The organism is Bartonella sp. 11B (genome assembly GCF_002022625.1).
Taxonomy (GTDB): Bacteria; Pseudomonadota; Alphaproteobacteria; order Rhizobiales; family Rhizobiaceae; genus Bartonella; species Bartonella rochalimae.
In genome coordinates, this window is the sequence record NZ_CP019783.1 from 68,916 (window position 1) to 93,054 (window position 24,139).

22 protein-coding genes are annotated in these 24,139 nt (G+C 38.9%); 9 read left to right on the plus strand and 13 right to left on the minus strand.

All coding sequences use genetic code 11. From position 1 onward, the window contains the following. Window positions 1–2: 2 nt before the first annotated feature. The 3 genes from Bho11B_RS00340 (at window position 3) to dut (ending at window position 2,877) form a co-directional block, all read left to right on the plus strand. Entirely contained in the window at window positions 3–566 is a 564-nt protein-coding gene (locus tag Bho11B_RS00340; RefSeq protein WP_035006580.1) for a disulfide bond formation protein B, read from the plus strand. A gap of 726 nt (window positions 567–1,292) precedes the next feature. Continuing rightward, window positions 1,293–2,090: a hypothetical protein gene (locus Bho11B_RS00345; protein ID WP_078673990.1), complete on the plus strand. Its 798-nt coding sequence runs from the start codon at window positions 1,293–1,295 to the stop codon at window positions 2,088–2,090. A 235-nt stretch (window positions 2,091–2,325) separates the two neighbouring features. Then, window positions 2,326–2,877, plus strand: a complete 552-nt coding sequence (gene dut / locus Bho11B_RS00350; RefSeq protein WP_078673991.1) for a dUTP diphosphatase — start codon at window positions 2,326–2,328, stop codon at window positions 2,875–2,877. Window positions 2,878–3,192: 315 nt separating this feature from the next. Here dut and Bho11B_RS00355 read toward each other — a convergent pair whose 3' ends face one another. Both Bho11B_RS00355 and Bho11B_RS00360 read right to left on the minus strand, forming a co-directional pair. Continuing rightward, on the minus strand, window positions 3,193–3,669 hold the full coding sequence (locus tag Bho11B_RS00355; protein ID WP_078673992.1) for a biopolymer transporter ExbD: 477 nt from the start codon (window positions 3,667–3,669) through the stop codon (window positions 3,193–3,195). Further along, window positions 3,650–4,474 (minus strand): MotA/TolQ/ExbB proton channel family protein, encoded by an 825-nt coding sequence (locus tag Bho11B_RS00360; RefSeq protein ID WP_078673993.1) that lies wholly within the window; start codon window positions 4,472–4,474, stop codon window positions 3,650–3,652. Before Bho11B_RS00360 ends, Bho11B_RS00355 begins: the two co-directional genes overlap by 20 nt. 459 nt (window positions 4,475–4,933) lie before the next feature. On the opposite strand from Bho11B_RS00360, the gene Bho11B_RS00365 reads away from it, so the two are divergent. Further along, entirely contained in the window at window positions 4,934–5,254 is a 321-nt protein-coding gene (locus Bho11B_RS00365; RefSeq protein ID WP_078673994.1) for a YqjD family protein, read from the plus strand. A 3-nt stretch (window positions 5,255–5,257) separates the two neighbouring features. Beyond that, window positions 5,258–5,695 (plus strand): phage holin family protein, encoded by a 438-nt coding sequence (locus Bho11B_RS00370; protein ID WP_035006573.1) that lies wholly within the window; start codon window positions 5,258–5,260, stop codon window positions 5,693–5,695. Window positions 5,696–6,308: 613 nt separating this feature from the next. Here the strand turns inward: Bho11B_RS00370 and glmM are convergent. From glmM to Bho11B_RS00405, 6 genes are all read right to left on the minus strand, one after another. Next, window positions 6,309–7,664 carry a phosphoglucosamine mutase gene (gene glmM / locus Bho11B_RS00375; RefSeq protein ID WP_078673995.1) on the minus strand — a complete coding sequence of 452 codons (1,356 nt, stop codon included), beginning with the start codon at window positions 7,662–7,664 and terminating at the stop codon, window positions 6,309–6,311. A 523-nt stretch (window positions 7,665–8,187) separates the two neighbouring features. After that, the gene (ftsH, locus tag Bho11B_RS00380; protein ID WP_078673996.1) at window positions 8,188–10,278 is read right to left on the minus strand and encodes an ATP-dependent zinc metalloprotease FtsH; all 2,091 of its coding nucleotides are present in this window, start codon (window positions 10,276–10,278) and stop codon (window positions 8,188–8,190) included. A gap of 151 nt (window positions 10,279–10,429) precedes the next feature. Continuing rightward, the gene (gene tilS, locus Bho11B_RS00385) at window positions 10,430–11,893 is read right to left on the minus strand and encodes a tRNA lysidine(34) synthetase TilS (protein ID WP_078673997.1); all 1,464 of its coding nucleotides are present in this window, start codon (window positions 11,891–11,893) and stop codon (window positions 10,430–10,432) included. A 1,356-nt stretch (window positions 11,894–13,249) separates the two neighbouring features. After that, window positions 13,250–13,756, minus strand: coding sequence for a peptidoglycan-associated lipoprotein Pal (gene pal / locus Bho11B_RS00400; RefSeq protein WP_035006564.1), 507 nt, complete (start codon window positions 13,754–13,756; stop codon window positions 13,250–13,252). 187 nt (window positions 13,757–13,943) lie between these two features. Beyond that, window positions 13,944–14,093 carry a hypothetical protein gene (locus Bho11B_RS06825; RefSeq protein WP_153300836.1) on the minus strand — a complete coding sequence of 50 codons (150 nt, stop codon included), beginning with the start codon at window positions 14,091–14,093 and terminating at the stop codon, window positions 13,944–13,946. Between the two features lie 208 nt (window positions 14,094–14,301). Then, window positions 14,302–14,997: a DUF1013 domain-containing protein gene (locus Bho11B_RS00405; protein WP_035006563.1), complete on the minus strand. Its 696-nt coding sequence runs from the start codon at window positions 14,995–14,997 to the stop codon at window positions 14,302–14,304. 317 nt (window positions 14,998–15,314) lie between these two features. Between Bho11B_RS00405 and Bho11B_RS00410 the strand changes: the two genes are divergently transcribed. Then, window positions 15,315–16,064, plus strand: coding sequence for a YebC/PmpR family DNA-binding transcriptional regulator (locus Bho11B_RS00410; RefSeq protein WP_078673999.1), 750 nt, complete (start codon window positions 15,315–15,317; stop codon window positions 16,062–16,064). Window positions 16,065–16,479: 415 nt separating this feature from the next. On the opposite strand, the gene rpmE is transcribed toward Bho11B_RS00410, so the two are convergent. Next, a complete protein-coding gene (gene rpmE / locus Bho11B_RS00415; protein WP_035006561.1) occupies window positions 16,480–16,701 on the minus strand; it encodes a 50S ribosomal protein L31 in 222 nt (73 codons plus the stop codon). Between the two features lie 188 nt (window positions 16,702–16,889). Here rpmE and Bho11B_RS00420 point away from each other — a divergent pair, with 188 nt between their 5' ends. Then, the gene (locus tag Bho11B_RS00420; RefSeq protein ID WP_078674000.1) at window positions 16,890–18,746 is read left to right on the plus strand and encodes an ABC transporter transmembrane domain-containing protein; all 1,857 of its coding nucleotides are present in this window, start codon (window positions 16,890–16,892) and stop codon (window positions 18,744–18,746) included. Window positions 18,747–18,932: 186 nt separating this feature from the next. On the opposite strand, the gene Bho11B_RS00425 is transcribed toward Bho11B_RS00420, so the two are convergent. From Bho11B_RS00425 to Bho11B_RS00440, 4 genes are all read right to left on the minus strand, one after another. Further along, complete coding sequence (locus Bho11B_RS00425) at window positions 18,933–19,724, minus strand: inositol monophosphatase family protein (protein ID WP_078674001.1); 792 nt, start codon at window positions 19,722–19,724, stop codon at window positions 18,933–18,935. Window positions 19,725–19,727: 3 nt separating this feature from the next. Further along, entirely contained in the window at window positions 19,728–20,300 is a 573-nt protein-coding gene (gene efp / locus Bho11B_RS00430; protein ID WP_035006559.1) for an elongation factor P, read from the minus strand. Window positions 20,301–20,437: 137 nt separating this feature from the next. After that, complete coding sequence (locus Bho11B_RS00435) at window positions 20,438–21,511, minus strand: tetratricopeptide repeat protein (RefSeq protein WP_078674002.1); 1,074 nt, start codon at window positions 21,509–21,511, stop codon at window positions 20,438–20,440. After that, window positions 21,469–22,152, minus strand: coding sequence for a thiamine phosphate synthase (locus Bho11B_RS00440; RefSeq protein ID WP_035006557.1), 684 nt, complete (start codon window positions 22,150–22,152; stop codon window positions 21,469–21,471). Before Bho11B_RS00440 ends, Bho11B_RS00435 begins: the two co-directional genes overlap by 43 nt. A 105-nt stretch (window positions 22,153–22,257) precedes the next feature. Between Bho11B_RS00440 and Bho11B_RS00445 the strand changes: the two genes are divergently transcribed. Beyond that, the gene (locus Bho11B_RS00445; RefSeq protein ID WP_078674003.1) at window positions 22,258–23,379 is read left to right on the plus strand and encodes an OpgC family protein; all 1,122 of its coding nucleotides are present in this window, start codon (window positions 22,258–22,260) and stop codon (window positions 23,377–23,379) included. A 179-nt stretch (window positions 23,380–23,558) separates the two neighbouring features. Beyond that, the gene (locus Bho11B_RS00450) at window positions 23,559–24,077 is read left to right on the plus strand and encodes a DUF1465 family protein (protein WP_035006785.1); all 519 of its coding nucleotides are present in this window, start codon (window positions 23,559–23,561) and stop codon (window positions 24,075–24,077) included. Window positions 24,078–24,139 lie beyond the last annotated feature (62 nt).

Here is a 24,139-nt window from a genome sequence, read left to right on the forward strand (position 1 = left end):
GTGTGCATACAGTGATCTTTTCTGACTATTCTTTTAGCCAACATCTTCACTGTACACTGAAGAGCAAAGAGCAAAAATTATGGATTTTTATTCTTGCTATCCTTTTATTGATTCCGATTGGCATTGCCCTTGTGTTCGAATATATTGGTGGCATTCTTCCCTGCAAGTTGTGCATCATTGAACGCTTTCCTTATTATGGCTCTCTGATATTTTTGAGTATTGCTGCCTTATCAACACGATTTTTCCCCTCCTCTGCTTGGATACGCTCTTTATTCTGGGGTATTTTTATCCTCATGGTTATCAGCCTTATCTTAGCAATCTACCACGCAGGCGCTGAATATCGCTTTTGGGACGCACCGAATAATTGCACATCACACTCTACCATGATCATAACGGATGCCTCTCACCTTTTAAATCAATTAAACGCTATTCAATCTCCCTCTTGTAATCAAGCAGCGGGATATTTTTTGTTTCTTTCCTTTGCTGGCTGGAATGCTGTTGCTAGTTTAGTTCTGATGCTTATCAGCCTCTTTGTTGCTTCAAAAGGACTCTTGAAAAAACAGTAAAAACCATTAAAAATACAAACAGCAGCCCATAATACGAACAAAATCCTCCTCTTTTCAATTGTTCTCTTCACCTTTCAAAAGCATTTTTCCTCAAGACGATGTTTTCTATTTTTTCTTTCTTCAGGAAGTAACGAGAAGCACTGCCCGCTTCGTTTTTTTTCTTGCACCTTATCCATTATTTTCAATGATTTCTTGCCAGAAAGAAGAACGGTACACTTTTCAAAAATGTTTCAGATGAAATCCCTTTCTCAAAGAGTTCGCTTTCTTTTTTCCAAAGACAAGAGAACATACCTTCCTTTCGTGCCATCACTTAAGTAGCATACCTCTCACTGTACAAAATCGATTTTCCATTCACCTCCACCAATTCCTCATCATCCTCCCCACCATACTCCAGAAGAAAGCAAAGAGCTCTTTTCGTTCTTTTTTATCCAAAATCTATAGATTCCTCTATCAAAGAGACGATACTCTTCTTTTGACGTTTTAAGAGTCCCCTTATTTCCTCGAACAGCAAACATCTCCGAACGTTTTCATTCTCTATAAAGTGCATCTAAGGATTGTCATCCTACAGGATATTTTATTGGTATTCTTTACCGACTTAGCGGAATTTTTTCGACAAAGGAAATTTCCTCTTCCACAATTTTACTTTGATCAGAAAGTTTTCGAATTGACTTTCATTATTTTCGTTTTATATTTTAGAATAATTCTAAAACTAATCATATGAGTCCAATGCCTAAGCATTTCTTTTCATCAACACCCCAGAAGGTTTGTTCTTCCTGCACAGCGCAAGAAATTGTCGCTCATGCCACCCAATTAAAAAAAGACCATGCTGCATTGTATTTAAAATACGCACGGGCACTCAAATCATCTTGTCCCACTCAAGCTTTGATTCTTGCAACCATGAGTCATAATGAGCTCCAACACCACAAACAATTACTGAACCTTTCTTGCCATATAAATGAAGGAACCTTAGATTCATCGCCTGAAATCTCTGATTTTTCATCCTTTTCTGCTGCTGAGTCCTCCTCTGTAGAGACAGAACAATCGACCCTTACTCCTCATCAAAAGAAAACTCTTCTAACGTGGATTCAACCTGGCCTTGCGGGATTAATGGATGGTTCCATTTCCACCCTTGCTCCTATTTTTGCAGCAGCTTTTGCTACGGGTGATACATACAAAACTTTTTTAGTGGGCCTTTCTGCTTCTGTTGGTGCTGGTCTTTCAATGGGATTTACAGAAGCTCTCCATGATGATGGTAAATTATCTGGCCGTGGCTCACCCATAAAAAGAGGGATTGCTTGCGGTCTGATGACAATGCTTGGTGGTCTAGGACATACGATTCCTTATTTGATTGACTCTTTTTTCTTAGCAACGCTTATTGCTTTCATTATTGTCATTTTTGAGTTAGGAGCTATTGTTTGGATCCAAAATAAATTCATGTCTACCCCCTTACGACGCGCTTCTCTTCAGATTATCCTCGGTGGCGCTTTAGTTTTTGCGACAGGGATTTTGATTGGCACAAGCTGAACCCAAAAAGGGGAGTGCTTGTTAATGAAATCATATAAATTCACATCCACCCCCTTATGACGCGCTTCTCTTCAGATTATCCTCGGTGGCGCTTTAGTTTTTGCAACAGCGATTTTGATTGGCACAAGCTGAGCCCAAAAAGGGGAGTACTTGTTAATGAAATCATATCTGCTTGTTTTGTAGGAAGGCTTTTGTTAGGGTATAAACTTGATTTATCTTTTGGAAATTCCTTGCCATGCCTCATTCTTCAAATACTCCCCCTTCGACACCTCAAAAAGACACTTTTTCTCACCTGGTACAAAAACTTCCTCTGCGGATTCAGCGTCTTGATCACGGACAGGGGCTTGAGCTTCCCCATTATGCAACGGCGGGATCTGCAGGTCTTGATCTGCAGGCTGCTCTTGCCCCAGAAGAAACTGTGAATCTCGTCCCAGGACAGCGTATTCTCATACCCACTGGTTTTATCTTTCATCTTCTTCCAGGGTACGAAGCACAAATACGTCCACGATCTGGCCTTGCTTTAAAACATGGCATCACTTGCCTAAACACTCCTGGAACAATTGATAGCGATTACCGTGGTGAAGTTAAAGTCCTTCTCATTAATTTAGGGCAAGAAGATTTCTCCATCCACCGTGGAATGCGCATTGCACAAACGGTTATTGCCCCAGTTACCCAAGTTGATGTTTGCGAATTTGATCCTCATCAAGCAGATCCCCTTTCTGCTTCTTTCCAAGCCATTCCAAACGAACGCGGCACGGGAGGCTTTGGCTCAACAGGACAAGAATAACACTCTCACCTCTCTTCTTCAGGGCCGCAATATTTCCCTCACACACCTCTCCATATAGACAAAGCACAGAGACTGCCTCTACCCCAGATGCTACAGTCTCCTCTGAACAGAAGTTCCACACTCCTAAATGGCCTACAACACAGAGAGGACAACACAGATTCTAGAACAGAAAATGCCCTCGCACACCTCTCCATATAAACAAAGCACAGAGACTGCCTCTGCCCCAGATGCCACAGTGTCCTCTGAACAAAAGTTCCATACTCCCAAATAGCCCACAACACAGATTCTAGAAGGAGCAAATACTCTAGAATATATTCAGTCATCATCTTCAATAGGATCATTTACCGCAAAATTAGGAGCAGTTATTGCAGCTTTATGGAGCCCTACAAGACCAATTTTAGTATATCCAGCACTTCGGACTTGATTAAGGAGATCCACAACAGCTCCATAATCGATTTCGCTATCTGCTCGAATAAAAATCTTTGTTTCGAAATTACGTTGCGTTTTCTGTAACAAAAGATCAATCAACTCTGTTTTGCTGGTGTGATTTTTTCCAATATAAAGAGCATGATCCTTTTTCAAGGTAATATAAATGGGCTCATCGGTCTGAGCAACAATAGGGGTTTGCGTAAGAGTAGGCAACTGAACAGGAAGAACAGACGTTGCTAAAGGCGCAGCGACCATAAAAACAATCAACAGCACTAAGATAACGTCAATGAAAGGCGTTATATTAATCTCACTATGGAGGCCTTCTTCATTGTTTTCCCAATTATCATATTGATCTATTTTCATGGCTGAGCTGATAATTTTTATTCTGTTGTTGTCTATCGAATTCACGACTTATAAGTCTTTCGATTGCCGCTGCGATATCGGCTAAATCATTTCGATATCCATTCAAAAAACGTATAAAACCATTATAGAGAATAACAGCAGGAATTGCGACAAAGAGCCCTATAGCTGTTGCCAGCAAAGCTTCAGCAATTCCAGGTGCGACGACATCCAACCGTGTTGTTTGGGATTTTGCGATTCCAATAAAGGCATTCATGATCCCCCACACGGTTGCAAAAAGACCAACAAAGGGCGCCACAGATCCAATCGTCGCGAGAACGGCACTTCCGCAAGCGATACGCCGCATTGCAGCAAACAAGGAGCGTGATAAAAGCGAATGAACACGTTCTTTCACTCCATCGATATTTCCACAAGAAAGGATATCATAAGGAAAAACTTCGCTTTGGTTTTGGTGCAAATCTTTGGATTTCATAAGACAAAGCTGTTGAGACGACAGACGTATTTCTTTGAGAACTTCTTCCAAAAAGAAGACAGAAGTTCCTTTAATCTTTTGAAAGTTTTCTATGAGTTCTGCAAATGTTTGAGCATCATTCGTTAATTGAAAGACGCACCGTGCTTTATATTTTGCAACAGTGAATTCAACAATTTTAAAAAAAGCAATGGTCCAGGAAAGAAGAGAAGCCAACAATAAAGCGATAATAACAGCTTGCACAACCCAATCAGCAGCCATAAACATTGAAAAAGGAGAGAAATCATGCATGGGTAATGCATTTGTATTGTTTTCTAAAGGAACTGTATGAGATGTCATATTCTATTCAAAATCCTTATATTTAAATTTTTATTCCCCCTTTATACTTCCCGACTCTTCTTTATATTCGCTTTTTAAAGGTATAAATTTGCAAAAAACAAGTCAATCATTCTTTATTACTTACGATTAATCTTTTTTATCATCAAGAAGATTTTTTAAGATGTTATTTATATTTCTTTTTTTCTAACTTATAAAGAAAATCTCACATTATTAGGACCGATTACATCAGTCTATTTATCGAAGATGTCCCTTGTTTTTGTAGAGCACTCTTCTTTACAATGTTGTAAGAAGCAAATCCCCCCATTTTTATTAGAATTGTCATCTAAAAAGACTGTTCCTTAATAGATCAGGGAACCAAGAAGATTTTATGACGTTACAAAGCATGACGAGGAAATTTTTATTTCAGTCAAATGATATCAATACTATGTGCAACATCAGTCAATAGAAAGAACAATGACTATGGCAAATAATAAAACAAACAACGAAACAGAGACAGAAAAAAAACTAAAGAAACAATTGGATCAATTACGCAATGAAATTGCAAGCATCACCTCGACCGTCAGTGACTTTAGTTCCAACAAAATGAACGAAGCAAAAAACAAAGCCGAACAACTTTACAGTTCAGCGAAAGAAAATAGTGAGGAACTCTTATCACAAGCGAAAAGCAAGTACAGTGATTTAGAAAAAACAGTCAATCAACAAGTTCGAGAGCATCCTGGCAAAGCGCTTCTCATTGCAACAGGCATTGGTTTTATTCTTTCTCACTTATTGCGCCGTTAACCAATGTATAAAATGATTACTCCCCTTTTGAACCACCTTGTTGGTGGAGGAATCCAAAGCACTGTGAAGAAGATTCAAATCCAAACATTTTGCTATGGAATTATTGGACTTGCATTATTTATAGCTCTTATCTTTTTATGCATCATAGGTTTTCTCGCATTCTGTTTGGTGATGTCTCCTCTTGCGGCAGCAAGTACATTATTTTTGATTTGGCTTTTTATCGCAGGACTTAGCGCTGTTCTTTGCAAGCTTTTAAAATCGTATCATCGTCGCGATCACCAGAAGCAGTGGGAAAAACAGCGTCATGAGCTTATAACAGCTTCAGCCCTTTCCAGTCTTACGCTCCTGAACAAACATTTACCTCTTGTTAAATTAGGAGGACCTCTTCTTGGGTTTATCACTTATTTTCTTTTGAAAAAAAATAAAAAAGACCACCCCTAGAAATAGGGGGAGCGTCTCATGCATCTAAAAGAGGTTTGCTCTTCACGCAAAACTCTCTTCGAGAGGCTTTCTTTTCAAGGTAAAGCTTTTAAAAAGGCCTCTTATTTTCAGAAGAACGCACCCTGTAATGACTTTCATATTGTTTATAACGAGAGTTAAACGCATCCAACAAATATAATATTTTCCTCATTCCCATGACACATTCTCTTCTGCTTGATCTCACAAAGCAAATTTGCCCACAAGCGCATCACTGCTTTTGATCTATCAATTTCTTCAAAGACAGCAAGAGAATAATCTTCACCTCAAAATATCTGTTTTTCTTATGGAGTCTTCTCAACGATTTCTCATATCCAATGCCTATAAAAGAAAGCATTTATATTGAGTGATTATTGTCATCTCTTCCCTTTGCTGATCATAAGAACCGAATTGATAGAACAACTATAGCCGCTCTTCATCCTGTAAAAAGAGTGAGAGATTTCTTTCCACAAAAGAAAAAAAAGAAGAAGTTTTCCCTTCCTCTTATATAAATTTAGGGAATCAAACAGAGAAATTCACAGCAACAAACACTGGGAAGCCGATCATTTTCTCAAAAGTTGTCCGCTATTTTATACACTTATGCCTGAATGCTATCATACTGGACAAGAACAGTGCTAATCTCTGCAACACCATCTTCAATGACTTTTTGATCATCTCCTTCAGCCATAACGCGAATGAAGGGTTCAGTTCCAGAGGGCCGAATTACCAACCGGACTTCTTTTCCTAAACGTTTCTGGACTTGATCAATTGCAGTTTTGACTTTAGAGTTCTGTAAGATCTTTTTATTTTTAATGGATATATTTTTTAAAATCTGTGGAACAGTTTCAAAACGCTGACATAACTGGCTCATAGGAATCTGACTTTCCTGCATACAAGCGAGAATTTGCAAGGCAGCGACCAATCCATCACCAGTCGTTCCAAAATCACTTAAGACAATATGCCCAGAAGACTCCCCACCCACATTGTATCCTTTTTGACGCATAGCATCTACAACGTAGCGATCTCCGACATTTGTACGAATGAGTTCCAATCCTTTGTTGTTTAAGAAACGCTCAAGCCCCAAATTTGACATAATCGATGCAACAACTCCATTTCTCTGCAACCGTTCGGTTTTATACCAATGCTCAGCAATAACAGCAATGATTTGATCCCCATCGATAGTTTGCGCTTTTTCATCAACCATGATCACCCGATCACCATCGCCATCAAGAGCAATTCCGACATCGGCACGCACTTCATGTACTTTCCTTTTTAAAGAGGTGAGATCGGTTGATCCGCATTTCTGGTTAATATTAAGACCTGTTGGCTCATTATTAATCGCAAAGACTTCTGCTCCTAATTCCCATAATGCCCGTGGCGCTGCTTTATAAGTAGCACCATTGGCACAATCGACAACAATACGCAAAGAATCCAGTCGTACATCACGTGGCAAAGTTCGTTTAGCATATTCTATATAGCGATAAATATCCCCTTCCACACGTTTAGCACGACCGATTTCTGAAGCTTCTGCTAAAGAATGTACAAGATCTTTCTCAACCAATTGTTCAATTTTGATTTCTATTTCATCGGAAAGTTTAAAACCATCGGGACCAAAAAGTTTAATACCATTGTCATAAAAAGGATTATGGGAAGCGGAAATCATCACGCCTAAATCAGCCCGTAAGGAACGGCATAACATAGCAACAGCAGGGGTTGGCACCGGTCCTAATAAGAAAGCATCCATTCCAGCAGCGGTCAATCCTGAAACCAAAGCATTTTCTAACATATACCCAGATAAACGTGTGTCTTTTCCAATAACCACACGATGTGACTGTTCTTTTGTGCGAAATAAAACACCCACGGCCATTCCTATTTTCATGGCAAAATCTGGTGTCATAGGAAAAAGATTGGCTTTCCCTCGAATTCCATCTGTACCGAAATATTTTCGTGCCATTTTTTTTCCTTTTACATATCCGTTTCTCTGACAGCCCCCACATACTGCATTTATTATGTTTTGATTATTTTTCTCAATTTTGCACAAACCCCGAGTCTCTTGATGCATAGATCAGTTGAAATCACCCTCTGATCTATCATTTTCTCACCTCACTTTTGCACTTGAAGAGTTATAGTTTTAAGCCCACCATTCTCAACTTTTTGAACAAACTCAGAAGAAGAAGGAAATCTCTTATTAAGACAATATTTTCCCATCCTCCTCAGAAGAGGATATAGAACACACTGCTCAGAGTTCTATACTCTCCGTCAATAATTTTATCTTTCAAGAATCTTAATTTTTGTCCAGCTTTTACTGCACCCTCCTTTGCAAGACCTCTCTTTTTTCTGAATTGATTTTTTAAATCCCACCTTCGCACCTTTCACCCTCCTAGACACTATCCTTTCTGCCCTTAAAATCCTCTAAAGAATTTTAATAGATTTTTGTGTTGATAACGCACAGAGCTATTAAGGATAATAGGTTTTAGTTAAGCATCATTAGCAGGAGTTTGTTTTTTCTTTCGTTCAGAAGTCTGAGACTTTTCTGACGTTTTTTCTTTACTTCTGGAAACATCTCCTGTTTCAGCTTTATCAGATTTATTGGTCTCGGTTTTATTTTTTGTGCTTCGTGATTTTGTTTCAGCATCACTAGCCTCACCCTCGTGATTGGAACTGTCTTTTTCAAGATGAGACGTATCGTGTTTTCCTTTTTTCCCCGTTTTAGGCACAACAGAGGTTCGCGGATTCTGATCTTCACTTGCTTGTGCACGAACAGGAGGTTTGCCCTGAATGATATTATTAATTTCTTGACCTGTTAAGGTTTCATATTCCAACAAACCTTGAGCAATAGCCCACCACTGTTTCTTTTTTTCTTTCAAAATTTTTGTTGCACTTTTGTAAGCATCATCAATCAGCTTACGGACCTCAGCATCGATCATACGGGCTGTCTCTTCAGAGATATTTTGTGTTCTTGCTACGGAATGACCTAAAAAAACCTCATCTTGATTATCACCATAAGCAACATTTCCGAGAATATCGGAAAATCCCCATCGTGTGATCATTGCTCTGGCCAACTTTGTTGCTTGTTCAATATCAGAAGCTGCTCCAGAGGTGATATTTTCTTTTCCAAATTTCAATTCTTCGGCAACCCTTCCCCCCATCATGATAGCCAAACGTGAAATCATCCACCGATAGCTCATAGAATAACGGTCCCCTTCTGGCAATTGCATGACCATACCCAGAGCCCTTCCTCTTGGTACAATTGTTGCTTTATGAACAGGGTCAGCAACGGGAACACTCAAAGCGACAATCGCATGTCCTGCTTCGTGGTAAGCTGTCAGTTCTTTTTCCTCTTGTGTCATAGCAGTTGAACGCCGTTCAGCCCCCATCATCACTTTATCTTTGGCATCTTCGAACTCTTGCATTGTGACCACTCTTTTATTCCGGCTTGCAGCCATTAAAGCAGCTTCATTGACAAGATTCATTAAATCAGCTCCGGAAAATCCCGGCGTTCCTCTTGCTAATATTTTCAGATCAACATTAGGAGCCAGAGGCACATTCCGCACATGAACTTTTAAGATTTGTTCCCGTCCAGATACATCGGGATTGGGCACAACAACTTGTCGATCGAAACGTCCAGGTCTTAATAAAGCAGGATCGAGAACATCAGGACGATTTGTTGCAGCAATTAAAATAATACTTTCATTGGGTTCAAATCCATCCATTTCAACCAACAGCTGATTTAATGTTTGTTCGCGTTCATCATTTCCTCCGCCCAATCCTGCACCACGATGACGGCCTACAGCATCAATTTCATCGATAAAGATAATACAAGGAGCATTTTTTTTGGCTTGTTCAAACATATCACGAACACGGCTTGCTCCAACTCCGACGAACATTTCTACAAAATCGGATCCAGAAATGGTAAAAAAGGGCACATTCGCTTCCCCTGCAACAGAACGAGCAAGCAAAGTTTTCCCCGTTCCTGGAGGTCCTACGAGCAAAACGCCCCGTGGAATACGTCCACCTAAGCGTTGAAATTTTTGTGGTTCCCGCAAAAAATCAACAATTTCTTGTAAATCCTGCTTAGCCTCTTCAACACCAGCAACATCTTGAAAAGTGACTCTTCCATGAGCTTCTGTCAGCAATTTTGCTTTTGATTTCCCAAAACCCATCGCACCGCGTGATCCATTTTGCATTTGTCGCATAAAGAAAACCCACGCGCCCACGATAATAATAACAGGAAGCAACGAAAATAATAAATTAAGAAAGATATTATTCCCAGAATTTTCTGGAATTGCTTTAACATTGACTTTTTTGTTTTCCAATTTTTGCACCAACCCTGGATCTCTCGGTGCATAGGTTGAAACCACCCTCTGATCTGTCGTTTTTCCTACTAATTTTTGCCCTTGAATAGTGACAGTTTTAAGCTCGCCATTCTCAACTTTTTGTAAAAACTCAGAATAGGATACTTCGCCATTTCCAGAACGCTGACTGTCTCCATTAAAAAGAGAAAACAACACGATTAAAACAACGGCGATGATCCCCCAAATCAAGAGGGAACGATAATTGGAATTCATATTAAGCCCATTTATTTAAATAGAGTTTCTTAAGAGTCGTGTTCAACATATAATCTTGTTTCTTCCTTGCCAAGATATAAGAGCTATTTATTCTGTTTTAAAATGATTTTTCTTCATCCTTTTTCCCCTTTTTTCTGTAAATTTTCATTTTTTATTCATGATTAAAATTAAAAAAAGGTCCTACAACACTGACAATCGCTGCATCCTCCTGTGATAATAACCAATGAAATGGTGCCATAATTCGTTTTATTATAATATTGTGTTGACAATAAAAATGAGGTGTTAATTCTGGAATATCAACCCCCTTTTCATGAGAAATCATCACCAACGATTGCAAAGAGGGGAAATGAGGGGATTCGAGATCACTTTTTCCTTGATCGAGAGAAGCTTTCAGATGAAGCAAATCCGCAGGCCCCACACGTATGGCTGACGTATCATGATTGATAATTTGATAGCGCTGATCCCATATAAAGATTTCTCCCGGAGCAATCATTGCTTCTTGAATATGACGTGCTTCGCGCCATATAGCAATTCCTTTTCGGCTATATTCAATAACCGCCCCAGCTAGAGTAAACCGTTTTTTTTCTGGGTCATGCAAAGATAATTTTTGGTCCAGAACGGCTAATTTTTGAGAAGACAGCAAATACGAACTTCCCCCCATGAGAACAATAAAAAGCCCGACAACAAAGGGAAAAGCATGATGTTTCTGTAAAAAGGAAGGAGGTTGTCCGATAAAACAGCGCCCATACTCCACAGTAATATCCAAGGCTAAGATCAAATCTGCAACTTTTTGCGCTTGAACCCGACGTTGCAATGCAGCTTTATGAACCTTTTGAGCAATTTCCGTCAGCTTTTTTTGATGAAGAACATGACGCACACGCACACGTTCAAATTTTAAATCCTCATTTGTTGGATCATCAATCCATTTTGATCCCTGCAAAGATAAATAAGCACGCAGCGTTTTACGCCTTACCCCAAGTAACGGCCGAATCAAACGTACTTTGCCATACAACAAAGCTTCCCTTGGCATACAAGATAAACCGCGCTCATATCTTTCTTCATTATTTTCAGCAGATCTTTTTTGACTCTTTTCCTTTAAGATCTGCATTTCTTCATTTGCAGATTCCCTCTCTTTTCCCCTCTCTTCCCAAAGTATTTCTGGAATTTCTTGTTGTGCACCATCTGTTTTCTTTTGACTTCGTTGAACACGCATTTGGTAAGTTTCAGCCTGATCATTGAGCGTATGCCCTGTCATAATCAGTGTTGCACCTTGTTTTTGTGCTTCTTTGAACAGTAAATCATACCGTGCAATCCGCGCTTTTTCGCTTATTTGTGTCCTCGGCTTTTTACCTTCCCACCGTACAACGATATGCTTTATCTGCAAGGCATGGCAAATCTTTGCAACACTTTCTGCTTCATACGCGGATTCCTCACGTAATTGATGATCAATGGTTACAACAATCACCTCTGGAGCAAGAGGCACTGTTTTTAAATGCTCTTTGACCAAAAACAATAAAGCTAACGAATCGCCTCCTCCAGAAACCCCTAAAATCAATTTCTGACAATGAGCAAAGTCTGTTTTTTTAAAAAGATTTTTTGCTAATTTAATAGACACTGAGAACGACTGCACTCCTCATTTAAAGCACGGACAAAAACACCTCTAATATTTTAGTCTCTTTTGATTTATCTTTAAGTTATCACAAACTTTACTCTTTTGATCAATCCATTATACACTGGATTAAAATCGGCAAAATCGCAAAACTATAAAGTATTTTTATCTTTCCAACTCTTCATAAAAGAGGATAGCGCTTCATAAAACTCTTTTTATCACTCTATAGCTTCAGCTGCATGTCTTCAAGAATTGATGATCAAAACACTTAATAAATGGCGTAAAAATTCTTGCATCCACACAATAAAGAAAACCTTCGATCACAGCAAATATGATACAGTATATGTCCCTCACAGCATTGTAGAAAAAATGCACCTCTTTGCTTGAGCGCTCCTTCCTATGATTGCTCTGCGTCATATCCTCTAGACAATCATTACAGGGATTATAATTGGCTGCCGCATCATCTTTCATCCCCTCCCGCATCAACCTTCTTTACAGTTTTCACCCATCCATCTCTTGAGAAGCGCAATACACAAAGGAATTATGGATCAAATAAAGCACTCTTGCTTCTTGATCAAAAACCGCATTATCTTTCATCCCCTCCTGCATCAACCTTCTTTACAGTTTCCCTCATCCATCTCTTGAGAAACTCAATACACAAAGGAATTATGGATCAAATAAAGCACTCTTGCTTCTTGATCAAAAACCGCATTATCTTTCATCCCCTCCTGCATCAACCTTCTTTACAGTTTCCCTCATCCATCTCTTGAGAAACTCAATACACAAAGGAATTATGGATCAAATAAAGCGCTCTTGCTTCTTGATCAAAAACCGCATTATCTTTCATCCCCTTCCGCATCAACCTTCTTTACAGTTTCCCTCATCCATCTCTTGAGAAACTCAATACACAAAGGAATTATGGATCAAATAAAGCACTCTTGCTTCTTGATCAAAAACCGCATTATCTTTCATCCCCTTCCGCATCAACCTTCTTTACAGTTTCCCTCATCCATCTCTTGAGAAACTCAATACACAAAGGAATTATGGATCAAATAAAGCGCTCTTGCTTCTTAATCAAAAATCGCTTTTCTCTCTGTATTACACTGTTATATGTAACACAGTTTGACACTTTTCGATTTTAAAAAGCATAGAATATTTTTCTCTCTGACGGAAAAAGGAAGAAAAGAATTTTTTAAATATTCTACAGAAAAGCCCACAAACGAAGCCAAAATGAGAAGAAAATTCTCCACTCTGTTGTTCCCTTTCTGTTTTTTGCCTCTATCTTCTTTTCTTTTTATCCCTTCTCGGCATTTCATTCCTTTACCCAAAACTACTGACGGGTCTCTTTCAACCCTTTATTTGTTAATAACTTCCCGTATTATTAATGACCAAAACGGCACGCCGATTTTGGTTCCAACAAGAGATGTTATCACAAACTGCTACAGGTCTTTCTTTTCCGTAAGAGATCGTATTCATTCGTTGGGAAGAGACACCCAAAGAAATGAGGTGATCACGCACCGCAACAGCACGGCGTTGTCCAAGAGCTAAATTGTACTCACGTGTTCCGCGTTCATCGGCATGCCCCTCAATCGTAATAGAATAGTGCGGATAACGGAGCAACCATTCTGCTTGACGGGCTAAAATATATTCAGCATCCGATTCAATAGAAGAGGAATCCAAACTAAAAAAAACACGATCCCCAACATTAACAGTGAAGTCTTGTGACAAACCCGCCTGTGCATTATTATACCCAGACTGACCGAGAGAATTTGTTGCATCAATACTTTTTTTGCCACAACCGATCAAAGTTAATAACAAACAAAGAACTACCGCAAGTGGGTAGCGAACAATATTTCGAAGAGAGTTCATAAACCAGTTCTCCTTAATTTTTAGCATCATCATGAACAGAAAGAAATGAGATGACCACGCACCGCAATAGCACAGTATTATCTAAGAGCTAAATTGTATGCACATATTTCGCATTCATCAGCATGACCTTCAATCATAACAGAAGAGTACGGATAGCAACACGATCCCCAACATTAACAGTGAAGTCTTATGACAAATCCGCCTGGACACTCTTGTAACCAGAATGACCGGAAGAGTTTTCTGCACCCATATCTTGTCTCGTACAACCGATCAAAGTTAATAACAAACAAAAAACTATCACAAGTGGATAGCGAACAACATTTCGAAGAGAGTTCATAAACAGTGCTCCTTAATTTTTAGCATCATCATAAACAGATGCTTTTCTTTTCACAATCTTTCCGAAAATAAAAGTTTATCCTCTTTTATTTTCTCTTTTTTCTCCCCTCTTCCCACGTTTTCAGTGAATGTTTCGCCTCCTTTTCTTTCTAAAATGCTTTTTTTCAGTTTATCTAAGATTTTCTGCCTCATTTATACAGCTTTGCTTATTATTCTTGCTCTTCCTCTTGAGATTTTGTTTGCAGAGCGTTGAGTTTAGCAAACACAGTATCAGCATCGAGATTTTTGTCAAAAGTTTTTTCAAGTTCACTCTCATCAAGAGTAACATTTTCTGTCACCGATGTAGGGAGTAAAGTTTTGTCTCCCTCTATAGGGAGAGGAAGATTTTTTGCTGCTCGTTGCAATTCAAAATCCAAGTCAATTTGCGAACATAACCCTAATCCTACCGGATCAAGAGGAACTAAATTATTACTGTTCCAATGGGTTCTATTACGAATTTGCTCGATCGTTCCTTTGGTTGTGCCAATCAATCGAGCGATTTGCACATCTTTTAATTCAGGATGATTGAGAATCAACCATAAGACACCATTCGGACGATCTTGACGTCGAGACAAAGGAATATAGCGTGCCCCTTTGCGTTTAACTTGAGGAACGCGCACTTTTGATTCAGAAATTTTCAATCGCGCTGTTGCATCTGCTTCAACACGTGCAATTTCACTCCGTGTTAACTGACCAGAACTAATAGGATCCAAACCTCTAATTCCGTGTGCAGCTTCACCATCAGCGATTGCTTTGACCTCCAACACATGCAATTGACAAAACTCCGCAATCTGATCAAAAGAAAGTGCTGTATTATCGACTAACCAAACAGCTGTTGCTTTAGGCATCAAAAGTTGCGTTGACATATTTATTATATCCTTTTATCGACCTCTTTTTGAGGCAAGTTATTGCCCACTCTGAAACTTTGGAGCGCTATGACCTTTCATCATAGAAGACTTTCACCCCTTCTAATAAGTCACTTAATGACTATGAAATCACGATCTTTATACCCTGATTTTTGCCCCACGACAAGAGATCTCTCTTATAACAATCATAATCAGAATGTCTTTACCTTTGAGGAGAATTTTTTTATAAAGGTTTTCTTTATTCTCTTTCATTCTTTTTATGATACATTTATTCTTCAAAGAGGAAATGTTTGATCATCCAAACAAAAAGGTAAGCCATGGCAGGCCATTCACAATTTAAAAATATTATGCACCGTAAAGGACGTCAAGATGCAATGCGTTCAAAAATATTTTCCAAACTTGCACGTGAAATTACGGTTGCAGCCAAACAAGGCTCTCCTGACCCAACAATGAATCCACGTTTAAGACTCGCGGTTCAAAATGCAAAAGCACAATCAATGCCGAAAGATAATATTGAACGCGCGATTAAAAAAGCTTCAGGGAGTGATGTCGAAAATTATGATGAAGTCCGCTATGAAGGATATGGTCCCGGCGGTGTGGCTGTTATTGTTGAAGCCTTAACCGATAACCGAAATCGTACGGCTTCAAATATCCGTGCTGCTTTTACAAAATCAGGAGGCGCCTTAGGAGAAACAGGTTCCGTTAGCTTTATGTTTAATCGCATTGGTGAAATTATTTATAAATTTGAATCTGGCACCGCAGACACTATTATGGAAGCAGCCATTGAAGCAGGAGCTGAAGACGTACAATCGGAAGAAGAAGGAGGCCACCATATTTTCTGTGCCTTTGAGGATATCGGTGAAGTTTCGAAAATTCTTGAAACCACACTTGGCGAAGCAGAATCTATCAAAACCATTTGGAAAGCAACCACCCTAGCACCCATTGATGAAGAAAAAGCGCTTTCTGTTTTACGTTTAATTGCAACCTTAGAAGAAGATGACGATGTGCAGAATGTTTATGCCAATTTTGACGTTAGTGATGAAATTTTAGCAAAATTGTCGGCATAATCTTTTATTCCGTTCCTTCTGTTTGAAAAAGAATCTTCACTCGTTAAGGAAGGATTTTTATTTGACCTCTTTAAATGCAGAGAGGCTTTTTTCTTTTATTTTCTAAAAACAGCATTGCCTTTGTTTTTCACACGCAGAATTTTCAGCACTTTTTCTTTATTCTAGAGTTTTTTATTTCTTTGTTCTATAACTTTTTTGATCGAGGATTAGGACTCTTGAGTTTTTCACTTATTTTTGGGATTCTTCAAAGATCTTTTACGCTTCTCTATCAAAATAAGGCTTTCTCCATCTAAAGCCTTCCCTTTTGACTTAAGCAATTAAATGCGTCCTATTTTTTCTTTGCAAAAAAAAACAGAGCTCTCTTTAAGAGCTCTTGCGAAACGCATACAATTTATACCGCATATTCCTGAAAATTTTAGAAGCCAAGGCCCCCAAAGCGATTTTTAAACTTAGAAACACGCCCATCACGATCGACAAATGTTTGCGACCCTCCAGTCCAAGCTGGATGGCTTATTGGATCAATATCCAAATTCAGGGTATCCCCTTCTTTGCCCCATGTTGAACGCGTCACATATTTGGTTCCATCAGTCATCACAACATTAATCATGTGGTAATCAGGGTGAATATTGGGTTTCATACGACAAACTTTCTATTTCCACACAACGAAATAGCACTTTATGTATTTTTTAAGTGCGCTCTCCTTGTCTTTTTGATACACTTATTCAATTAAAATTTCAATAGCTGAGCACACATGAAAAAACAAGTATTCAAAATGTTTGAATTCCTTAAAATTTTATTGTCAACCCAATTAAGATACAAAATCCCATGCAATTCCTGAATCTCTCAGAAAAATCTAAGAAGCCTTTTAAAGCGAAATATTCTTTTTCTTTATTGTCCAGTTTTAGCCCTTATATAAAACGCTACAATTGGCTTATATTTTGCGCTTTTCTGTCTTTATTGGTTGCGGCTTTTGTCACTCTTGCGTTACCCGTTGCCATTCGTCAAATGCTTGATCATGGTTTTTCGGCTCCAAGCAATGGCAAAATTCATTTCTATTTTGGTATTTTATTTATCTTAGCTTTCCTGCTTGCTCTGGCTTCCGCCATCCGTTACTATTGTGTCGTTACATTGGGTGAGCGATTTATTGCTGATTTACGGCGTGATGTTTTTCAGCATATTCTGCACCTTTCTCCTGATTTTTTTGATGATTCCCATTCAGGAGAAATTGTTTCACGCCTCTTAACGGATACAACCCAAATAAAATTAGCAGTAGGATCGACAACCTCGACAGCATTGCGTCATCTTATTGTTGTGATTGGAGCCATTGTCATGATGGTCATCACAAACGCTAAACTCTCCTTTTTAGTTTTGATTTCCATTCCCCTGATTGCAATTCCCCTGATTATTTTTGGACGCAAAGTACGCACACGCACACGCACAACGCAAGACCGCTTGGCGGAAGCCAATGCTTTAGCCTCTGAACAGGTGAGCGCCATTCGCACGGTCCAAGCTTTTACAGCCGAAAAAGATATCTCTGAACGTTTTTCAATGTTAATTGAACGTGTTTTTCAAACTGCTCGTACTTCTGTGATTCTTCGTTCTTGCTTCACAGGCTTTATGATTTTTCTAGTCTTTAGTAGTATTGTCGCTATTTTATGGATTGGATCACAGGATATGTTGCATGGCACCATGACAAGCGGAACTCTCGGCCAATTTGTTCTCTATGCGGTTTTTGCAGCAACAACCTTTACACAATTATCCGAGATTGGTGCAGAATTAGTGCAAGCAGCAGGAGCAGCAGAACGTCTTGCTGAATTATTACAAAAGAAACCCACTATTACAACACCTGCATCTCCTTTATCGCGTGCCCTTCCCATTCAAGGATCTCTTATTTTTGATCGTGTTCATTTCAGCTACCCTTCCAGACCAGAAAAAAAGATTTTTCGTGATTTATCTTTTTCTATCAAAGCAGGAGAAACTGTTGCTTTTGTTGGCCATTCAGGTGCAGGGAAAAGTACTCTTTTTTCCCTTATTCTGCGTTTTTATGATCCTATTAGTGGTCAAATCAAGTTTGATGGCATTGACATTAACCGCCTTTCCCTTCACGATTTACGTTCTTCGATTTCCTATGTTCCTCAAGAAATCGATATTTTTGAAGGAACAATTCGCGAAAATATAGCCTTTGGTGCTCACAATCCTAATCAAGAACAAATTATTGCTGCAGCCCAAGCAGCCAATGCATCTGAATTTATCGACTCCTTACCAAAGGGTTTTGACACTCAAGTAGGTGAAAGAGGCATCACGCTTTCAGGAGGACAAAAACAACGCATTGGTCTTGCACGAGCGATCTTGAGAAATGCTCCTCTCCTATTATTGGATGAAGCAACATCAGCCTTAGATGCAACGAACGAAAAGCTGGTACAAAAAGCCTTAGATGAACTCATGAAAAATCGCACAACTTTGGTCATTGCTCACCGTTTAGCAACAGTCTTAAAAGCAGATCGTATTCTTGTAATGGATCAAGGCTCTATTGTTGAAGAAGGAACGCACACACAATTGATTGAGAAAAATGGAATTTATGCCCGTTTAGCTAAACTGCAATTTTCGCCTGAACAAACTTCACAAAAAATGAAACCAAACAAATCTCAAGAAAATAAAAAAAGAAAATCCTCAAAAAAATAAAGTCCAAAACCTCAAATCTAAAGAATATATGCCAACTGATTTGTGCTTCCCTTCAAACAACGCTGATCAATACTCAAACGAAAAAGAAAACCATCCCCATTTTTCTCGCCAGACATTTACTTTTCGTAAAGCCTCGCTTTTCTCTTCTGTAAAAGCTGCTTTCCTCTGTAAAAAGTTTGTATTTTATCACGTTCCTTTTTTGAGGATTTTTCGTAATTGGGTGTGAATAATCTCATTACCAGCAACAATATTTTTTTTATCAAAAATATCTTGCCCGCCGTCTTTATCGCTTACAAATCCACCTGCTTCACGAATCATCAAAAGTCCAGCGGCCATATCCCAAATCTGAAGATGATTTTCCCAAAAGCCATCGACCCTTCCAGCAGCCACATAAGCCAAATCAAGAGAAGCAGCGCCGAAACGACGAATTCCAGAAACTTCAGCCATTACATTGCGTAATTCCACCAAGTAATTTCCGTGATTTGGATATCCCAAATGAGGTACCCCTGTAGCGATGATACAATGTTCCAATTGGCGTCGTGCTGCGACACGACAACGGCGATCATTGAGAAAAGCCCCACAGCCACGTTCAGCAGTAAAGAGCTCATCAAGAATAGGATTATAAATAACACCAGCGACGATCTGCCCTTGACGTTCTAAAGCAATTGAAACAGCAAAAAAAGGAAGACCATGCAAAAAATTTGTTGTCCCATCCAAAGGATCAACAATGAAACGATGCTGAGAATCTTCTCCGATAATTTCCTGAGACTCTTCCATCAGAAAGCCAAATTTTGGTCTTGCTTTGCTCAATTCAGTAAAAATAATTTTCTCAGCTTTATAATCTGCTCGGCTTACATAATCTCCTGGGCCTTTCAAAGATACTTGCAGATTTTGAATTTCACCATAATCACGCACCAAAGAACGGCCCGCTTTTATAGCGGCCTGCACCATAATATGCATGATTGCAGAATGAGCCATCTCTTATCCTTTTTCATTTGCACGACGTACATAACTCAACTCATTGGTATCCACAACGATACGCTCTCCTGAATTAATGAAAGGAGGAACAAGAATACGAATTCCATTTTCAAGCACAGCTGGTTTGTAAGAAGAGGTAACGGTTTGTCCTTTGATTGCGGGATCGGCTTCAGCAATGGTTACAGTTACTTGATCGGGCAGAGATACCCCAATGGGTTTTTCTTGGTAGAGCTCTACAGTCACGGTCATTCCATCGTTTAAGAAAGCAGCACGCTCGCCGACGAAATCTTTTTGCAATTCGAGCTGTTCATAGGAAAGTGAATCCATGAAGACCAAAACATCCCCTTGCTGATAAAGGAAAGTAAAATCTTTTTGTTCGAGTCGCACTCTTTCAACGGTTTCAGCGGCACGAAATCGCTCATTCAGCTTTGTACCATCGATCACATTTTTCATTTCAACCTGATTAAATGCGCCTCCTTTTCCTGGTTTAACGGCATTACATTTCACAACTGCCCATAAACCTCCTTGATGTTCAATCACATTTCCAGGTCGAATTTCATTTCCATTAATTTTCATTGTTCATCTCCAATTTGATAAGAACAGAGGAGAGCTCTTATTTTACTTTTTACAAAAACCGTTGTGTTATTGAATATATGAATATTTTACACCACCATAAAACTTTAAACTTTCGTTTAAATGCCTTCTAAAAATTATTAGATCAATTTTTTTGCTTGTTGCACTGCTCTTTGTAATTGATCTCTATCCATCCTCTCAATCATGGTTTCAAGATCGGGAATTTTTGCTTTTTGAACTTTTGCAATCAAATACCACGCAGCAGCCATAATGAGATTCTCGGTTGTCCCAATCCCATCGCGATAAAGCCTTGCCAAATTGACCTGTGCGACCACAATATTTTTATGTGCACTGTCCAAAAATAAATTAAAAGCACGTTGAAAATCGTTTTCTCCTCCACGTCCCTGCAACAACCATTGTGCCAAAATAACTTGAGCCATTAAATGTTTATTTTGTGCTGCAACTTCCAAAAGTCTGCGCGCATTATCATCATTTTTGGGGATTGTAAAAGTGCCTACAGAAAGAATTTTCGCAGCAGCAAAAGCTGCTTCAGGATCTCCAAGAGAAGCACCTTTTAAGAACCATATTAACGCTTGTTCTATGCTCTCATTTTCTCGACTTTTTACATCACTCTCTTTTACATCTTCCTCCTCGGATGCTTTGTTTTCGTGCAAGGCTCTATAAAGGTGAATTTGCCCAGCATAAAAATAAGCTTCTCTAACACCAGCATGCATTGCTTTTTGAATGAATTCTTCGGCAAGATTTATATTTTTTTCGATGAATTTTCCATCAAACAACATCAAACCATAACGGAGCTGTGCTTGTGGTTCTCCTTGATTTGCAGCGCGTTCAAACCACAAAGCGGACTGTTTCCCATCAACAGGTCCGATACATCCTTCCATATACATTCGCCCTAACAAAGTCTGAGCAATTGGATCATTGTGTTCGGCACGCATGAGCGCGGCACGAAAAGCTTTTACATAATACCCTTTGGTGTAATAATCATAGGCTTCATCATATTGACCGGCTTCTAAAGGCATCACAATTTTTTGAGCCTCTTGAATATTTTGAGAGATATCTACAATTTGCCCTCCCTGTTGAGCCTGTGAAGAACTTCCAAAAGCCATCACAAATGCGATTGTTCCCAGAATAAATACCCTGTAAAATTTATTCATGACTTTTCCCTCTCCGTCCGTAGAAGAACGTTTTGACATTTTTCTTTTATCATATCAAGCACCCTCAAAGGATCATCCTGCATAAAAATCATTTCTTCCACGGCAATAAATTCACAAGCGGTTTCCAAAGTTTCATCAAAAAATGCATATTCACTCCCCGCTTGAATAATGGCGGGCGTGTTCATAATCTCTGCCCACCATTGTGCCAGCTGAATATTTCGAGGATGGGCACGAGGTTTTTTGTCGGCACCTAATTTTCCAAAGAAAAGATAATCAACGCCTGTTTCAGCGATAACCATTGCAGAGTGGCGATTCTGAAAATTTCCACAACCAATTATTTTTTTTTCTTTTTTCAAGTTTTCGATAACTTGGGAAAGATTAAAATGGCTTTCTAAATGCAAACCATCCGCCTTGATCCGGCCGACAACACGACTTTGCTCAGCAATAATCAAAGCTGCGCCATTCTGCTGAATATCATGAGCATAGAGGTGTCCACTCTTTTGCAAATGCTCTTCCCCCATTTTTTCCCCTTGCGAATCATACAAAATAACGCAAACAAAAGATTGCGTTTGCAAAATCTGACGAAATAAAACAGGATTGAGTGTACGACGGACATCGACTGTCAAAATCAACTGAGGAGAAAGACATTGCACAATTGGTTCACTTTTTTGTTTTGTCATCCTGCATCTTTCAACATTGCATTGCACGACTCACACTTAAAAACCATTTTATGGTCATGCGCTTTTAAAAACAGACTCTTTATTTGATACCTTAAGGGCCCCTTCATGACATATTCTAGAACGTCTTCTCATCATAATTTACAGATTCCCCGTGATACACGGATTGATGTTTGTCGTTCTTTAGCGCTGTTGACAATTTTCATCAACCATATTCCTGGTACATTTTATGAACATCTCACCCATAAAAACTTTGGTTTTTCTGATTCAGCAGAAATATTTGTCCTTCTTTCAGGCGTTTCACTTGGACTTAGCTTTCATGCGCGTTGGTATAAGTTACCTTTTTCTTCTCTGATGAGCAAACTTTGGAGAAGAGCTTTTCGCCTTTATAAAGCATATCTCTTTACTACTTTTGTCACCTTAGGCCTTTTTTGGGGAGCTTTTTCCCTGTGGCATTTAGAGAAATTCACCTCTATGAATAACGTAGGATTATTTTTTACAGACCCTTTTCTGGCATTTTTGAGTATTTTAAGCTTTGGTCATCAACTTGGCTATAACAATATTCTTTCGCTTTACGTTGTTTTCATGATTTTCGGGCCTTTTATGCTTTATTTGAGCTGTCGGCACAAGGGGCTTCTTCTTTTCACCTCCTTCACACTTTATGTTCTCTGTGGCCTTTATAGGATTGCGCCTCCTTCTTATCCTCTTCAAGGGCAATGGTTTTTAAATCCTCTTTCATGGCAATTTCTCTTTGTTATTGGCCTCACAACGACTCTCTTTCTCAAAGAGAAGAAATCGATTCCCTTTCGCCCTTTTTTGTTGACATTCTCTATCATCTATCTTGTTTTTTCTCTGTTATGGGTACGCTTAAATTGGTGGGGAAGCTTTAGTTGGCTTAGTTGGTCTTCCCCTTTGATTAATTTCAATAAAACTTTTTTAAGCCTCCCACGTCTGTTGCATATTCTTTCTTTATCTTCTTTGCTTATTTGTCTTCCTTGGATACATCAAAAGCTTCATGTCTCAACGCGACATCCCTTAGCGATTTTAGGAAAACAGAGCTTACCGGTTTTTGTAACTGGAACTCTTTTTGCTATGTGCGGACAGATTTTAAAAACGGCAATGAACAGTACATTTATATGGGATAGTTTTTTGATCATGAGTGGCCTCTGTCTTCAATTTATGATCGCTTATTATTATGAAAACAAAAATGCGTATTCCACTTCACTGTAAAAAAAAACGGAGAAATCCTTCTCCTTCAAGTTCATTAACCTTAGCCTAAAAAGGACATTGCACAATAATGCTAAAAAAGGTATTTATTACCCTTCAGGAGGCATTTGAAAAAAGAAATTTCTGTAGTGTTATTTTTTAAATGTTCCCAAAATTGTTCTAGTTTTGGAGTATAGTAGGTGGTGAACGTACATGAGCGTCCACACAATCAAGCCATTGTCATGATTGAACACAATGCCTTTGAGAACGTGTTTAATCGTCTTTATGAAGAAACAATGGCCCTGATTGAAGAGACAGCAACTTATATTGATACAGAAGGTCGCTTAATTGCCCGCGATCTTTCGGTAGAGCTCTCTGAAATTTATGGGAAAGAAGCAATGTATTTGAGTACACGTTTAATGCAAATTGCTTCTCAGCTTTTATTAATTCGAGCCGAGCGTGAAGGGGAAATGTCGCCGGAACAAATTCAAAAAGAGATCGCAAAAGTCTCTCTTTCCACCCCATCCCTTGAATCAAAATCTGCACACTGGAAAGAATTGCCAGAAGTTTTTCGTCACTTTGTCAAACGCTCGCTTCGATTAGAAAAAAGAATGCAGCATATGAACTATGATAAAAAACACACTTCTTTACAGACTGTATCTCAAAACAATCCAGTCAATAAACAACTTCAATTGCTTAAAACAGCTTTTCAGCGCCTTTAAGCACTTTCACCCTTAATGCCCTCTTAAACTTTCTTCTTCTATTTTTCTCTATAAAGGCCTTT